This is a genomic window from Klebsiella sp. GFKo11 (assembly GCF_056490265.1).
In genome coordinates, this window is the sequence record NZ_CM151369.1 from 472,530 (window position 1) to 488,508 (window position 15,979).

The window sequence follows — 15,979 nt, forward strand, 5'->3', positions numbered from 1 at the left end:
AATGGGAAAACAGATGGCTAATCCACTTTTGTTCCGTTCACTGTTACGGGACGCGCCGCTGGCAAATGCGCAAAACCACGAACGTGCAGCGGCTTTTGCCTTCACCCCGCGCCATAAGCTGGCGCAGATGGTGATGACCGGCTGCATGAACGAGACCTTTTATGCCAGCGCTCAGGCACAGCTCAGTGATGTTCTGGAGATAGCGAAAGACCTGGACGATCTGTTTCTTGCGAAGCTGGCGATTTATGGCCGCGAGCGGGGAATGATGAAAGATATGCCCGCGTTGTTGACCGCACTTTTGGCGGCGCGAGGTTCGGCGCTGCTGCCGGTGGTGTTTGCGCGAGTAATTAACAATGGTCGGATGCTGCGTAACTTCGTGCAGATATTGCGCAGCGGCGTCACCGGTCGGCGCTCGCTGGGCACGCGGCCGAAGAAGCTGGTTCAGCGTTGGCTACAGGAGGCCAGCGAAGAGCGCTTATTGCAGGCTTCGGTAGGCAACTCGCCATCGCTGGCGGATATCGTGAAGATGGTGCACCCGCGTCCACAGGCTTCGTGGCACGACGCTTTCTTTGCCTGGCTAATTGGCAAGCCGTGCGACAAAGCGCAGTTGCCGGAGAAAACGCAGGCGCTGCTGGCGTTTCGCGAAGGTCGTGAAGGCGCGGCCTTACCGGATGTACCGTTTTTACTACTGACTCACTCGCCGCTAAGTACTGAACAGTGGGCACTGCTGGCCCAGCGGATGAGCTGGCAAACGCTGCGTATAAATTTGAATACCCTGGCGCGTCACGGCGTGTTTGAGGATGCAACGCTTGCCGCCAGCGTGGCGAAACGGCTGGCGGACAGGGCGCAGGTGCGTCAGTCCTGGGTCTATCCTTACCAGCTGCTGTCGGCGTGGAGCAATCTGCAAAGCAGCGTGCCGCAGGTTATCGGCGAGGCCTTAGAGCAGGCAATGGAATACGCGCTGGAAAACGTGCCACAGTTTCGCGGCAACGTGGTGGTTTGCCCGGACGTGTCCGGGTCGATGCGTTCACCGGTAACTGGCCATCGCCAGGGGGCAACCAGCAAAATTCGCTGCGTGGACGTCGCCGGGCTGATTGCCGCCGCCGTACTGCGTAACCACCCGCAGGCCCGCGTGCTGCCATTTGAATGCGATGTGGTGAACGTCGCGCTTGATGCTAAGCAGTCGGTGATGCACAACGCGCAAAAGCTGGCGGCGGTGGGCGGTGGCGGCACCAACTGCTCCGCGCCGCTGCGCACGCTGCTGGCCGAACGGGCGCGGGTGGATCTGGTGATTATGGTGTCGGATAACGAATCCTGGATGGATAAGTCGCGCCACGGCTCGACGGCCACCATGGAGTGCTGGGTTGAACTGAAAAAACGTAACCCGCTGGCGCGTCTGGTGTGCATCGACCTGCTGCCTTACGGCACCACCCAGGCAATGGAACGGGGCGATATTTTAAACGTCGGCGGTTTTAGCGACGAGGTATTTACGGTGATTGATAACTTTGTTAACGGTCGCTACGGCAGCGAGCACTGGCTGGAAGAGATCGAGTCTGTGGTGCTGTAAAGAGTATTCAGCGCGGCGCACAGTTTTTGCGCAACGCTGAAGGCACGAATGCCTGTGGATCTACATATGTTGCGGGTTCGAGTCCCGTCAGAGCCTGGCTCTGTAGCTCAATGGTAGAGCGGTGTATTCACATTAACTTGTCGCCATTTTTAATGAATTTCGGCGAATGCCGGCGAATCTACATGGGACGGTAAGGTTGCAGGTGCAAATCCTGCCGGAGCAAGCCTCTGTAGCTCAATCAGATAGAGCATACTGATAACGATCCGCCATAAAACTTGTCGCCACCCTATTAATAAAATGAGAAAAGACAATGAATTACGAATTAATGACTACCCAGAATGCACCGGTAAAAATGTGGACTAAAGGCGTGCCGGTAGAAGACGATGCTCGTCAGCAGTTGATCAATACGGCAAAAATGCCGTTTATTTTCAAACATATTGCCGTGATGCCGGATGTGCACTTGGGTAAAGGATCGACCATCGGTAGCGTGATCCCGACCAAAGGGGCGATTATCCCGGCCGCGGTGGGCGTGGATATCGGTTGTGGAATGAACGCGCTGCGTACTAGCTTAACGGCGGCGGATCTCCCCGATCTTCCGGTGCTGCGTCAGGCAATTGAAACCGCCGTGCCGCACGGTCGTTCCAATACGCGTAGCCGTCGTGACGTTGGCGCATGGGAAAACCCTCCGGTCAACGTGGATGAGAAATGGGCGCAGCTGGAGGCGGGATATCAGTGGTTAACGCAAAAATATCCGCGTTTTTTGAACACCAATAACCATAAGCATCTGGGAACGTTGGGAACCGGTAACCACTTTATTGAAATTTGCCTGGATGAGGCCGATCAGGTGTGGATTATGCTGCACTCCGGTTCACGTGGAATAGGTAATGCCATCGGTACGTATTTTATCGGCCTGGCGCAGCAGGAGATGCAGGATCAACTGGAAACTCTGCCGTCCCGCGATCTGGCGTATTTTGATGAAGGTACTGAATACTTTGACGATTATCTGCGAGCGGTGAGCTGGGCGCAGATGTTCGCCAGCCTGAACCGTGATGCGATGATGGAAAATACGCTGGCAGCGCTACAGAAATGCGTGGATAAACCCATTACGCTCAACATGGAGGCGATTAACTGCCACCATAACTATGTGCAACAAGAGCAGCACTTTGGTGAAGAGATCTTCGTGACCCGTAAAGGCGCGGTATCCGCGCAGAAGGGGCAGTTTGGGATCATTCCGGGTTCCATGGGGGCGAAAAGCTTTATTGTGCGCGGCCTGGGTAACGAAGAGTCGTTCTGCTCGTGCAGCCACGGCGCCGGACGGGTGATGAGCCGAACCAAAGCGAAAAAACTGTTTAGCGTCGACGATCAGATTCGCGCCACCGCGCATGTAGAATGTCGTAAGGATGCGGATGTCATAGACGAGATTCCGATGGCCTATAAGGACATTGATGCGGTGATGGCCGCGCAATCCGATCTGGTGGAAATTGTGCATACGCTGCGTCAGGTGGTGTGCGTTAAGGGATAACAAAATGGAAAGGACTATCGTGCTGGACGGCGCGCAGGGAGAAGGCGGCGGGCAGATTTTGCGCTCGGCGCTGAGTCTGTCGATGATAACCGGCCAGCCGTTTGAGATTACTGGCATTCGCGCCGGGCGGGCTAAGCCGGGTCTTCTGCGCCAGCATTTAACGGCGGTGTTGGCGGCGAAGGAAATCTGTGGTGCCGAGGTCAGCGGCGATGAACTGGGCTCGCAGCGGTTACGCTTTGCTCCGGGACGGGTTCGCGGTGGGGAGTATAAATTTGCCATCGGTAGCGCAGGTAGCTGCATGCTGGTGCTGCAAACCGTGCTTCCAGCGCTGTGGTTTGCCGACGCTGGCGCACGTATTGAGGTGCATGGCGGAACTCACAATCAGGCCGCTCCCAGTGCGGATTTTATTTGCCGCGTCTGGGAACCACTGCTGGTGAAGATGGGGATAAACCAGCGCACCACCCTGATAAAACATGGCTTTTATCCGGCAGGCGGCGGTGCGGTAACCACCGACGTTGAGCCGGTTAAGGCGTTGAGCGGGTTGCAACTGATATCGCGGGGTGAAACGGTGAGTATTCACGCCGAAGCCCTGCTGGCGGCAGTTCCTTACCACGTTGGCGAGCGCGAATTGATGGCGCTGGAAGCCTGGTTTCCGCTGACGGATAAGAAAGTTCGGGTGCTGGAAGGTGGTGCCGGACCGGGAAATACGCTGTCGCTGACCGTTGAGAGCGTGCATCTGACGGAGCTGTTTATCGCCTTTGGCACCAAAGGCGTGAGCGCGGAAAAGGTCGCGCACCAGCTGGCATCGGAGGCAAAACGCTATCTCGCAAGCCCGGCGGCGGTGGGGGAATATCTGGCTGACCAGCTGATTTTACCGCTAGCGCTGGCGGGAGAAGGCGCGTTTACCGTGGCGAAAACGTCAGCGCATCTGCTGACGAATATCGCGGTGGTCGAACGGTTTTTACCGGTGAGGTTTAGCTGTGAACCGCTTGACGGCGGCTATCTTATTCAGGTACGGGGTTAAACCCCATACCCCATCATTTTGAGCAATCGCTGGGCATGCTGTACGGCATCCTGTCGGTGCGCCACGCCAAGCTTCTGATACAAGTTACGAATGTGGGTTTTTATGGTGGTCGCCGCGACGTCCAGCTCACCGGCTATCTGCTCGTTGCTGTAGCCGGAGTAGATTAGCCCCAGCACCTGCCATTCACGCTGGGTCAGCGGGCTGGTGCGGATCAGTTCCGGGACTTCCGGATGGTTCAGCAAGCGTTCAACGAAACCTTCGTCAAAGTGGGCGAATTTGTGGCGATGATGCTGGTTAATATCACGTAAAATGCGCTGAGCACGATGCTGTTCCAGCTCCGGCAGCGTGTTGAGCTGAATCAGCTGGCGTAGCTGCTGTGCCATCGCTTCGCCTTCAATCACAAAGTGGTTAATGAACCCGGTGCGGTTGGCGAGGGTGAGCGCTTCCAGTAGGGCTTTCTGCGCTTCGCTTTTACGCCCTGCTTGCCAGTAGAGCTGGTTGAGCAGCAGCAGGTTGCGGTTCAAATCGCTCATCAGACGCAACGAACGGGCATTCTCATTTAACTCTTCAAGTACCATTTCGGCGGAATCGAAATCACCGAGCAGGATCTGCGCGCGGGCGATGTTCCGCCACTGGCTCTGTAGGAAGTGGTTATTGGCGAACTCCGGTTTTGGCGTCTGGCGTAGCCAGTTTGCCGCAGCGGCTTTGTCGCCAATCATCTGCCAGTAAATCACCCGGACTTTGTCGGCATTGGATACCCAGTCACTATGGTAATGACCGTTGCCAAGCAGGTTTTCCAGACGATTCAAATGACTACGCGCGTTATCCAGGTCACCGCGCGCCAGCGAGCACTGCACCATTAGCGTCAGACACTGTAGCTGCTGCTGCGGTTGATAAGTTGAAAGCACCGCCATGCCGTTACGCGCGGAGGTTTCCGCTTCATCCAGCCGCGCCCACGCCCACAGCAGTTGGGAACGAATGCGCAGCAGGAATTCATGCATCGGCAACTGTTCGAGGTGCTGTTCGCGGATGAGCTGGAAGGCTTTTTCCTGAATTTCCCAGGCAGCCTGCAGAAACCCCTGAGCAAAGAGAATTTCGCTTTGTTGGATCATGCTCCATAACGCGTAATGCCAGACGTCATGGCGGCGGGCCATCTGTTCGGTTTGCTGCATCACTGCCAGAGATTTACTCAACTGGCCTTTGCAGTGCAACACTTCACCATGTACCGAGGTGGCAACGATGCGGCTGTAGTAGCTGGCTAGCGGCAGTTCGTCGAGGGCCACCATTGCCAGGCGCTCGGCTTCTTCCTGGTCGCCGGCGTTAATCGCCACCTGGGCGCGCAGAGCGTTGAAGTCGCCGTGCATAGCGGTATCCATTTCCGCATCCATCTCCTGCTCGGCGCGGGCCAGCAGGGTATTCACTTCGCTATAGCGGTGCTGGCTCTGCATCAGCCAGGCCTGTAAGAGAATCAAACGCGGATTTTCCAGCAGGTTTGACCACGGCAGCGCCGCCAGAGACTGCTCCAGCAAACCCAGCTCGCTGTGGTTAAACATGCCCCACGCGTGATTAAGCAGAATATCGCGCAGCATTTTTGCATCACCCGCCGCCAGGGCATGGTGAATGGCTTCGCTCGGGAAGCCTTGCGCCATCCAGCTTTCGGCGGCAGCACGATGAATTTCCGGCAGTTCAACCGCCAGTTCCCACTGGCAGCGCTGACGCAGGAAGTTGCCGAACAGCGGGTGGTAGCGGAACCACTCGCCGGAATCGTCCATCCGCTGCAGGAATAGCCCCTGACGCTCAATCTCTTCCAGTTGCATCTGACCGTTCTCTTCGCCGGTCACGCGGACGATCAGCGCATCGTTCATTGAACGCAGCAGCGAGCTTTTCAGCAGGAAGTTACGCGTTCGCGGATCGACATTATCCAGCACTTCATCGACCAGATAGTCGGAAAGATGGCTGGCGTTGATACCGGCAAGACGGCGAGCGGAATGATGAGCGGAGGTATTGTTCTGACGGGCGGAGAGGGCGATGAGCTGGAGCGCGGTGGCCCAACCGGCGACATCGTCGCACAGCCTTTTACTGTCGTCGGCCTCGATTGGCGAGCTGAGACGACAGTCGAAAAATTGTTTGGCTTCCTGATGAGTGAAGGCCAACTGCTGGCTACCAATTTCAAGCAACTGATCGCGTACGCGCAGGTTGGCAATACCGAGCTGCGGCAGGTTACGCGACAGCACCACCAGGGTCATATTTTCCGGTTGATGACGAAGGAAGAAGCGCATCGCATCATGAATAACCGGATTGCTGATCAGATGGTAATCATCGATCACCAGGAATAATGGGCGCTGCCAGTCGGCAAGCTCGATAAAGAGCTGCGCGAAGAGGGAGGGCAGGCTGGCGTACTGGCGTTTTTGCACCATGGTTTCGCTGGCCGCACAGTGGCCGCCAGTGGCCTGCTGAATGGCGGCGATCAGATAGCTGGCAAAACGCTCCTGTTGGTTATCGCCTTCATCCAGCGAAAACCAGCCAAGGTCATTTTTCCCCGCCGCCCATTGAGAAACGAGCGTGGTCTTACCGTATCCAGCCGGGCTGGTTACCAACGCGAGACGATAATTGTTCGCGCCGGAAAGTTTCGCCAGTAATCGCTCACGAACCACGGTGTGTTCAAGGCGGACCGGACGACTTAATTTAGACGGAATCAACATAGTTCTACATTTCGCTGTGCAAGGGAGGAATTGCGAATTTTTTTGCGCTTCGTAATTAATATCTAATAAGGTCGACCATAATGAATTTTATTGCAAGTTATGTCCGAGTTTTATGCTCTTGAATTTGCTCTATGTCACAAATTTTGACATAGAGTGAAATTCACATAAATGGGTGACAGCGTGCGCGGTTACTGGGTTTGCGGGATTTTTAGGCACAATAAGCTAATCTTTTTTTACAATACTAGTAGTTGTTTGTTTTTATTAAATTATTCTCAGTGAATTCTTATAAGTCACCCTTTTGAGTTATTTCTGTATTAAAGTCCGCTTATTCCCACGATATTTACTTTTATTTCTCAATATTTACAAAGCGGCATTTTGCTTACTTTTCTCATCTTGGCTTGTAACACATTTTCATGCGGCAGGTAGCGGGAGAATTGTTGTTCCGATGTGGCGAATTTTCCAGCATAATTTCGCCAGTAAGCTAACGTAATAGTGCCCAAGATCACACTTTTCGCTCATCCCTGCTACTCCTCCCCGGCTAATCCCTGGCGGGATGAGGACGTGACTCCGGGAGGTCGGCACACTAACGCTAACTGTTTTAGTAAAGGACCCGGATTTCTTATGTCACAGACTACTTTTAACAAAGCTCAGTTTCAGGCTGCACTGACGCGTCAGTGGCAGCATTTTGGATTACAGTCCGCTTGTGAGATGACTCAGCGCCAATGGTGGCGTGCCGTGAGCGGCGCGCTAGCCGAGCTGTTGTCGGCTCAACCAGTCGTGAAACCAGCCGAAGGGCAGCGCCATGTAAACTACATCTCCATGGAGTTTCTGATTGGTCGTCTGACCGGCAATAATTTGCTCAACCTTGGCTGGTATCAAGGGGTAAGTGATGAGCTTCAGACGCATGACGTCAACCTGACCGACCTGCTGGAAGAGGAAATCGATCCAGGTTTAGGTAATGGTGGGTTAGGCCGTCTGGCGGCATGTTTCCTCGATTCTATGGCGACCGTCGGCCAGTCGGCGACCGGTTACGGCCTGAACTATCAATACGGCCTGTTCCGTCAATCTTTTGCTGATGGTCAGCAGATGGAAGCGCCGGATGATTGGGGACGTAGCAGCTACCCGTGGTTCCGCCACAATGAAGCGCTGGATGTGCAGGTTGGACTCGGCGGTAAAGTCACCAAAGGCGGCGAATGGGTACCGGCATTCGTGATTACTGGAGAAGCCTGGGATCTGCCGGTGCTGGGCTATCGCAACAACGTCGCGCAACCGCTGCGTCTGTGGCAGGCCAAACACGCGCATCCGTTTAACCTGACCAAATTCAATGACGGCGATTTCCTGCGTGCTGAGCAGCAGGGTATCGACGCGGAAAAACTGACGAAAGTCCTCTATCCGAACGATAATCATCAGGCGGGTAAAAAACTGCGTCTGATGCAGCAGTACTTCCAGTGCGCCTGTTCGGTTGCCGATATCCTGCGTCGCCATCATCTGGCGGGTCGTAAGCTGGCGGAGCTGGCGGATTACGAAGTCATCCAGTTGAACGATACTCACCCGACGATTGCGATCCCGGAACTGTTGCGCGTGCTGATCGACGAGCATCAGCTGAGCTGGGACGACGCCTGGGCGATTACCAGTAAAACCTTCGCCTATACCAACCACACCCTGATGCCGGAAGCGCTGGAGTGCTGGGATGAGAAGCTGGTGAAAGCGCTGTTGCCGCGTCATATGCAGATCATCAAAGAAATTAACGACCGCTTTAAAAAGCTGGTGGATAAAACCTGGCCGGGCGACAAACAGGTTTGGGCGAAGCTGGCGGTAGTGCATGACAAACAGGTTCGTATGGCGAACATGTGCGTGGTGAGCGGCTTTGCGGTTAACGGCGTTGCTGCGCTGCACTCCGACCTGGTGGTGAAAGACCTGTTCCCGGAATATCACCAGTTGTGGCCGAATAAATTCCACAACGTCACCAACGGTATTACTCCGCGCCGCTGGATCAAACAGTGCAACCCGGCTCTGGCCGCGCTGCTGGATAAGACGCTGAAGAAAGAGTGGGCCAACGACCTCGACCAGCTGATTAACCTCGAAAAATACGCTGACGATGCGAAGTTCCGTCAGACGTACCGCGACATTAAGCTGGCCAACAAGGTTCGCCTGGCGGAGTTTGTGAAGCTGCGTACCGGGATTGAGATTAACCCGCAGGCGATTTTCGATATTCAGATCAAACGTTTGCACGAGTACAAACGTCAGCACCTCAACCTGCTGAATATCCTCGCGCAGTACAAAGAAATTCGTGAAAATCCGCAGGCAGACCGCGTACCGCGCGTGTTCCTGTTCGGCGCGAAGGCGGCGCCAGGCTATTATCTGGCGAAGAATATTATCTGGGCGATCAACAAAGTTGCTGAAGCGATCAATAACGATCCGCTGGTTGGCGATAAGCTGAAGGTCGTGTTCCTGCCGGATTACTGCGTGTCGGCGGCGGAAATGCTGATTCCGGCGGCGGATATCTCCGAGCAGATTTCTACGGCGGGCAAAGAAGCCTCCGGTACCGGCAATATGAAACTGGCGCTGAACGGTGCGCTGACCGTCGGAACTCTGGACGGCGCGAACGTTGAAATCGCTGAGCAGGTAGGGGAAGAAAACATCTTTATCTTCGGTCATACCGTGGAAGAAGTGAAAGCCCTGAAGGCCAAAGGTTACGATCCGCTGAAATGGCGTAAGAAAGACAAGCTGCTGGATGCGGTGCTCAAGGAGCTGGAAAGCGGCAAATATAGCGATGGCGATAAGCATGCTTTCGACCAGATGCTGCATAGCCTGCTGAAAGGGGGTGACCCGTACCTGGTGCTGGCAGATTTCGAAGCCTACGTGGCGGCGCAGAAGCAGGTTGATGAGCTGTATCGCGACCAGGAGGCCTGGACTCGGGCGACGATTCTGAATACTGCGCGCTGCGGCATGTTCAGCTCTGACCGCTCCATTCGCGATTATCAGCAACGTATCTGGCAGGCAAAACGCTAAGGACAGGCCTATGGAGACTAAACGCCTTGATAACGCTGCCCTGGCGGCGGGAATCAGCCCAAGCTATATCAACGCCCATGGTAAGCCGCAGTCGATCGCGGCAACCACCAAGCAGCGCCTGCTTGATGCGATGCATCGGACAACAATCGCCACGAAGGTGGCGGTTAACCCGCTTCCTGTGGTGCAGGTGTTTACCCACGGCAAAAAGATGTCTTTGCCGGTGGCTGGTCAGGGTGAGTTCCACTGGATCCTCACCACTGAAGATGGCAAACAGTATCAAGGCCAGGTGCGCGGCGGTGAAACGCTGCCGCTGCCAGCAAGGCTGCCGGAAGGGTATCACACGCTGACGCTGACTCAGGACGGCGATCGCTGGCACTGCCGGGCTATCGTCGCGCCCGTGCGCTGCTACGAGCCGCAGGCGCTGAAGGATGGCAAGAAGCTGTGGGGTACCTGCGTGCAGCTTTATACGCTGCGCTCGGAGAAAAACTGGGGAATTGGTGATTTCGGCGATTTACGCGTTATGCTGCCGGAAATCGCCCGTCGCGGCGGTTCGTTTATCGGCCTCAACCCGATTCACGCGCTCTATCCGGCTAACCCGGAGAGCGCCAGCCCGTACAGCCCCTCTTCACGCCGCTGGCTCAATGTTATCTATATTGATGTTAATGCAGTAGAGGATTTCCGTCAGAGCAAAGAGGCGCAGAAATGGTGGCAATCACCGGCTACGCAGCGGGCGTTACTGGCTGCGCGTGAGACCGATGACGTCGACTATAGCGCCGTGACCGCGTTGAAAATCACCGCGCTGCGCGTGGCGTGGAAAGGTTTCTCCGCGCGCAATGATGAAGCAACAGCTGAGTTTCGCCAGTTTGTGACGCGCGAGGGTGAAAGTCTGTACTGGCAGGCGGCGTTTGACGCGCTGCACGCCTGGCAGGTTAAGCAGGATCCGATGCGCTGGGGCTGGCCGGCCTGGCCTAAGGCTTATCAGGACACCAATAGCCCGGAAGTTAAGACGTTCTGTACCGAGCATGCCGATGAGGTGAATTTTTACCTGTGGCTGCAGTGGCTCGCCTATACCCAATTTGCCGCCTGTTGGCACACCAGCCAAAACGACGCCATGCCGATTGGGCTGTATCGCGACCTGGCGGTGGGCGTTGCGGAAGGCGGGGCGGAAACCTGGTGCGACCGTGAGCTGTACTGCCTGAAAGCCTCCGTCGGCGCGCCGCCGGATATTCTTGGCCCGCTGGGGCAGAATTGGGGCCTGCCGCCGATGGATCCGCATATCATCGTGGCGCGCGCCTATGAGCCGTTTATCGAACTGCTGCGCGCTAATATGCAAAACTGCGGTGCGCTGCGCATCGATCATGTCATGTCGGTGCTGCGTCTGTGGTGGATCCCTTACGGTGAAACCGCCGATCACGGCGCTTACGTGCAGTATCCAGTGGATGACCTGTTGTCGATTCTGGCGCTGGAGAGTAAGCGTCATCGCTGTATGGTGATCGGTGAAGATCTGGGTACCGTGCCGGTTGAGATCGTCGGTAAGCTGCGCAAAAGCGGTGTTTACTCCTATAAAGTGCTCTATTTCGAAAATGACCACGAGAAGACTTTCCGTGCGCCGAAGGCGTATCCGGAGCAATCAATGGCTGTGGCTACGACGCATGACCTGCCAACGTTGCGCGGCTACTGGGAAAGCGGCGACCTGACGCTGGGTAAATCGCTGGGCCTGTATCCGGATGAGGTGGTGCTGCGCGGGCTGTATCAGGATCGCGAGCTGGCGAAGCAGGGGCTGCTGGATGCGCTGCACCGCTATGGTTGCCTGCCAAAACGCACCGGGCATAAAGCATCGCTGATGGCGATGACGTCGACCCTCAATCGCGGGATGCAGCGTTATATTGCCGACAGCAACAGCGCGCTGTTGGGCCTGCAGCCGGAGGATTGGCTGGAGATGGCCGAGCCGGTCAATATTCCGGGCACCAGTACGGAGTATCCAAACTGGCGGCGCAAGCTTTCCACCACGCTGGAGGCAATGTTTGCCGATGAGCAGGTGAATAAGCTGATCAAGGACCTGGATAAGCGGCGGAAGTTGGCGAGTAAGAAGAAGCCTGCCTGATACCTGTTTGAAGCGCATTAAAAAGCCGGGAAGTGATTCCCGGCTTTTCTGTTACTGATGAACCACTTTAGCGTTTCGGCCCTGCGGCAACCAGCGCTGCGCCTGCTGGCGTATCGGTATACTTCTCAAAGTTCTCAACGAACAACTTCGCTAACTGCTCGGCCTTCTCCTGCCACTGCTCTGGCGAACCGTAGGTATTGCGTGGGTCAAGGATATGGGTATCCACGCCCGGCAATTCGGTTGGGATTTGCAGCTCAAACATCGGCAGAGTGAAGGTTTCCGCGTCGTCCAGCGAACCGTCGAGGATGGCATCGATAATGGCGCGGGTATCTTTAATCGAGATACGTTTGCCGGTGCCGTTCCAGCCGGTGTTGACCAGATAGGCCTGCGCGCCAGAAGCCTGCATGCGCTTGACCAGCACTTCTGCGTATTGCGTCGGGTGTAGCGACAGGAAAGCTGCGCCGAAGCAGGCGGAGAAGGTTGGCGTCGGCTCGGTGACGCCGCGCTCGGTACCGGCCAGTTTGGCGGTGAAGCCAGACAGGAAATGGTACTGAGTCTGGTCGGCGGTCAGACGAGAAACCGGCGGCAGCACGCCAAACGCGTCGGCGGTCAGGAAGATAACCTTGGTAGCATGACCCGCTTTGGAGATCGGCTTAACGATGTTCTCGATATGGTTAATCGGATAAGAGACGCGGGTGTTTTCGGTCTTCGAACCGTCGTTAAAATCGATCGTGCCGTCGGCCAGCACTACGACGTTCTCCAGCAGCGCATCGCGGCGAATTGCATGGTAGATATCCGGTTCAGCGGCTTCGGAAAGCTTAATCGTTTTCGCGTAGCAGCCGCCTTCGAAGTTAAATACCCCATCGTCATCCCAGCCGTGTTCGTCATCGCCAATCAGACGACGTTTTGGGTCGGTGGAAAGGGTTGTTTTGCCGGTGCCGGAAAGGCCGAAGAAGATGGCGACATCCTCTTTTTCCCCAACGTTGGCGGAGCAGTGCATGGAAGCGATGCCCTGTAACGGCAGCAGGTAGTTCATGATGGAGAACATCCCTTTTTTCATTTCGCCACCGTACCAGGTCCCGCCAATCAGCTGAATGCGTTCGGTCAGATTGAAGGCGACGAAGTTTTCGGAGTTGAGTCCCTGCTCTTTCCACTGCGGGTTAGTGCATTTTGCACCGTTCATCACGATGAAATCTGGCTTGAAGGTCGCCAGTTCCTCATCGCTTGGGCGAATAAACATATTCTTCACGAAATGCGCCTGCCAGGCGACCTCGGTAATAAAGCGGACGCTCAGGCGAGTGTCAGCATTTGCGCCGCAGAAAGCGTCAACGATAAACAGACGCTTGTTGGAGAGCTGGCGGGTAACCAGTCCCTTCAAGTGCTGCCACGTTTCCTCAGAGAGCGGTTTGTTGTCGTTTTTGCCTTTGCCTTTGTCAGACCACCACACGGTATCGCGGGTGGTATCGTCACGAACGATATACTTATCTTTTGGAGAACGGCCGGTGAAAATACCGGTATCGACGGCGATAGCACCAAGATTGGTTAATACGCCTCGTTCATAACCTTCCAGATTGGGGGCTAGCTCTTCTTGATACAAAGTATCGTAGCTGGGGTTATGAACGATATCCTGGACGTCATTGATACCATAAGCCTTGAGATCCTGCGGGGTTAAACCATTATTAACGCGCATGTCACTGCTCCTTAGCCAATATGTACTGCTTTAAATTGTAGGGGTTATTACGGGGTATAGACCGCGACCAGGCTCATAGATTTACGTATCTCGACAAACGGCATACTTACGAAAAACGTTGTGACTCCTGTCACGAAGCGTGGGGGATTATCTCAGGAAATAGGGCTTTGGTGGGGGTAGATGTTTCTTAATGGTTAAAAAGTAATTAAAAAAACTATTGAAATGTGAATGTAATCGCTTACCTGAAATAAAATTACGTAATACTTTCAGGAGGAATCGATTCATCTCGCAGATAAAAAAACTTGACGCCAGGAGCGGCGGAGGAAAAACCTCAACCAAACTCTTGGCGAGATGAACGATTAGTGGATCTGCGGGTCGGCCGGTGAGGCGTTATTGCGGATCTCGGCAATATCCATCGCATTGAAGACATAATGGCTACCGCAATAATCGCAGTGCATGTCGATTTCTCCTTCATCGGCCAGAATACTGTCGATCTCTTCATCTGGCAGCGTTCTCAGCGCACCCGCGCAGCGTTCGTAGGAGCAGGTGCATTTGAACTCTACGCTCTGCGGCTCGTAAACGGTCACTTCTTCTTCGTGGTACAGACGCCACAGCACATCGTTCGCAGGCAGGGTAAACAACTCTTCAGCTTTGATGGTTTCGGTCAGCGTACTGAGATGTTCGAAGTCTGCGGCCTGTGCGTCTTGTGCCGGAAGAACCTGCAGCAGCATACCGCCCGCCATCGGCTTACCTTCATGCTCGCCGCTGCGAATGATAAGCCGGGTTGGCAACTGCTCGGAACGCTGGAAGTAATCTTCCAGGCAAGCCGCCAGCGTATCGCCTTCCAGACCGACTACGCCCTGATAGCGCTCGCCTTCATCTGGAGAGATAGTAATGACCAGATATCCGTTACCCACCATCGTCTTCAGGTCGGCCCCTTCCGGGATCTCGCCCTGCATGCGAGCCACGCCGCGCATCTGCTGTTGGTTGTTGCCGTTAATCACTGCCAGCGATAGTGGACCATCGCCCTGCAGCTGAACGGTAATATCACCGGCAAACTTCAGCGTTGCGGTCAGCAGGCTGGTCGCAACCAACAGTTCTGCCAGCACGGTTTTAACCGGCTGCGGGTAGCTATGGTTTGTCAGAATCTGTTCTAAAGTTTCTGAAACTGTTACCAGCTCACCGCGTACGGCATAGTTTTCAAACAGATAGCGATGTAATTGATCGTGTTGAGTCATAATAATCTCTCTTGCTGGCCACAGTTATTCACTATCGCCGTGTTTAAATCTCATCAGGTCGCGGCGTTCTTTCTTATCCGGACGTCGGTCGGGATGCGGCATGGTTAGCGCGTTCATTTTTCGCGCCAGCGCCATTTTCTCGCGTTTCTCGATGCTCGCAGCCGTCTCTTCATAGAGTGCGACGGCTTCGCTGGCAGGTCTGCGCTGTTCGGTAATGCCTTTTACCACGATGATACGTTCGTCATTGCCCTGGCGTAGCGTCAGGGAGGCGTTCAGCTCGACAACTTTTCCCGGTTTACTGCGCTGTCCGTTGTAGTGCACCTTGCCGCCTTCAATCATCTCGCGCGCCAGAGCGCGGGTTTTATAAATGCGGGCTGCCCAAAGCCATTTGTCCAGCCTGACGGCTTCGACGGGTTTTTCTTTCATGGCCTCTCCTGCGGGGTCAGTGAGGGAATCAGATGTCGGTAGTCATTTAGCCCTGGATGGCGAGCGTAGCTTTTTTCAGCCAGCCCGGAATCGGGGTTGGTTATGCCCAGGCAATAACGAATGCCAAACTCTTCGGCCGCATCCAGAATCGCCTCGTTGTCGTCAACAAAGAGCGTTTTGCGCGCGTTGAAGCCGGTTTCCTCAGCAACGGCACGCCACAACCGCTGATCTTCTTTCGGATAACCAAATGTGTGGGTGGAAAGTAATAAATCAAGGTGCGCATCCAGCCCGGTGTGCTTCAGCTTTACCGCCAGATTATGTGGATGGGCGTTAGTCAGCAAAATACGGCGTTTGCCGCTGGCTTTAAGCGCATCAAGGAACGGAACGGTATCATCACGCAGTGCGGCTCGTGGCCCCTGCTCGCTGGTCATAGCACAAATATCCAAACCCAGGCGCTCGCTCCAGTAGTCCAGGCAGTACCAGTTTAGCGTATGTTGCACAGCGTGATATTCCTGGTACATCGCCTCTCTGGCTTCCTGCAGGTTGAGGCCTTGCGTCGCCCCCCAGGTTTCCGGGACCAGTTTTTGCCAGAAATAGTTGTCGAAGGCGAGGTCGAGAAGCGTGCCGTCCATATCCAGCAGAACGGTATCAACCTCCTGCCAGGCGATATCAAAGTGCATGGTAAGTCTCCAAC

The 15,979-nt window shown here is 55.1% G+C and carries 10 protein-coding genes; 5 read left to right on the forward strand and 5 right to left on the reverse strand.

Translation table 11 applies throughout. The features are described from left to right. Positions 1–13: 13 nt before the first annotated feature. From AC07P6_RS02160 to rtcA, 3 genes are all read left to right on the forward strand, one after another. Positions 14–1,567, forward strand: coding sequence for a vWA domain-containing protein (locus AC07P6_RS02160; protein ID WP_478315574.1), 1,554 nt, complete (start codon positions 14–16; stop codon positions 1,565–1,567). Positions 1,568–1,877: 310 nt separating this feature from the next. Beyond that, positions 1,878–3,089, forward strand: a complete 1,212-nt coding sequence (rtcB, locus tag AC07P6_RS02165) for an RNA-splicing ligase RtcB (RefSeq protein ID WP_478315575.1) — start codon at positions 1,878–1,880, stop codon at positions 3,087–3,089. Positions 3,090–3,093: 4 nt separating this feature from the next. Continuing rightward, a complete protein-coding gene (rtcA, locus tag AC07P6_RS02170) occupies positions 3,094–4,113 on the forward strand; it encodes an RNA 3'-terminal phosphate cyclase (RefSeq protein ID WP_478315576.1) in 1,020 nt (339 codons plus the stop codon). Here rtcA and malT read toward each other — a convergent pair. Continuing rightward, positions 4,110–6,815, reverse strand: a complete 2,706-nt coding sequence (malT, locus tag AC07P6_RS02175; RefSeq protein WP_182235140.1) for an HTH-type transcriptional regulator MalT — start codon at positions 6,813–6,815, stop codon at positions 4,110–4,112. The genes rtcA and malT overlap by 4 nt on opposite strands. 621 nt (positions 6,816–7,436) lie before the next feature. Here malT and malP point away from each other — a divergent pair. Next, a complete protein-coding gene (gene malP, locus AC07P6_RS02180) occupies positions 7,437–9,827 on the forward strand; it encodes a maltodextrin phosphorylase (protein ID WP_182235139.1) in 2,391 nt (796 codons plus the stop codon). 10 nt (positions 9,828–9,837) lie between these two features. Beyond that, positions 9,838–11,931: a 4-alpha-glucanotransferase gene (gene malQ, locus AC07P6_RS02185; protein WP_478315577.1), complete on the forward strand. Its 2,094-nt coding sequence runs from the start codon at positions 9,838–9,840 to the stop codon at positions 11,929–11,931. Positions 11,932–11,998: 67 nt separating this feature from the next. Here the strand turns inward: malQ and pckA are convergent, their stop codons facing one another. The 4 genes from pckA to yrfG form a co-directional block, all read right to left on the reverse strand. Beyond that, positions 11,999–13,621 carry a phosphoenolpyruvate carboxykinase (ATP) gene (gene pckA, locus AC07P6_RS02190; protein ID WP_181484639.1) on the reverse strand — a complete coding sequence of 541 codons (1,623 nt, stop codon included), beginning with the start codon at positions 13,619–13,621 and terminating at the stop codon, positions 11,999–12,001. 359 nt (positions 13,622–13,980) lie between these two features. Then, on the reverse strand, positions 13,981–14,865 hold the full coding sequence (hslO, locus tag AC07P6_RS02195; RefSeq protein ID WP_181486320.1) for an Hsp33 family molecular chaperone HslO: 885 nt from the start codon (positions 14,863–14,865) through the stop codon (positions 13,981–13,983). Between the two features lie 18 nt (positions 14,866–14,883). Then, on the reverse strand, positions 14,884–15,285 hold the full coding sequence (gene hslR, locus AC07P6_RS02200) for a ribosome-associated heat shock protein Hsp15 (protein ID WP_112214779.1): 402 nt from the start codon (positions 15,283–15,285) through the stop codon (positions 14,884–14,886). Next, entirely contained in the window at positions 15,282–15,965 is a 684-nt protein-coding gene (gene yrfG, locus AC07P6_RS02205; RefSeq protein ID WP_112214778.1) for a GMP/IMP nucleotidase, read from the reverse strand. Before yrfG ends, hslR begins: the two co-directional genes overlap by 4 nt. Between the last annotated feature and the right edge of the window lie 14 nt (positions 15,966–15,979).

Excerpts from the sequence above, each read along its gene's own strand:
- yrfG (WP_112214778.1), bottom strand. The coding sequence starts at position 15,965 with ATGCACTTTGATATCGCCTGGCAGGAGGTTGATACCGTTCTGCTGGAT.
- malP (WP_182235139.1), top strand. The coding sequence starts at position 7,437 with ATGTCACAGACTACTTTTAACAAAGCTCAGTTTCAGGCTGCACTGACG.
- rtcB (WP_478315575.1), top strand. The coding sequence starts at position 1,878 with ATGAATTACGAATTAATGACTACCCAGAATGCACCGGTAAAAATGTGG.
- AC07P6_RS02160 (WP_478315574.1), top strand. The coding sequence starts at position 14 with ATGGCTAATCCACTTTTGTTCCGTTCACTGTTACGGGACGCGCCGCTG.
- malQ (WP_478315577.1), top strand. The coding sequence starts at position 9,838 with ATGGAGACTAAACGCCTTGATAACGCTGCCCTGGCGGCGGGAATCAGC.
- rtcA (WP_478315576.1), top strand. The coding sequence starts at position 3,094 with ATGGAAAGGACTATCGTGCTGGACGGCGCGCAGGGAGAAGGCGGCGGG.
- hslR (WP_112214779.1), bottom strand. The coding sequence starts at position 15,285 with ATGAAAGAAAAACCCGTCGAAGCCGTCAGGCTGGACAAATGGCTTTGG.
- malT (WP_182235140.1), bottom strand. The coding sequence starts at position 6,815 with ATGTTGATTCCGTCTAAATTAAGTCGTCCGGTCCGCCTTGAACACACC.
- pckA (WP_181484639.1), bottom strand. The coding sequence starts at position 13,621 with ATGCGCGTTAATAATGGTTTAACCCCGCAGGATCTCAAGGCTTATGGT.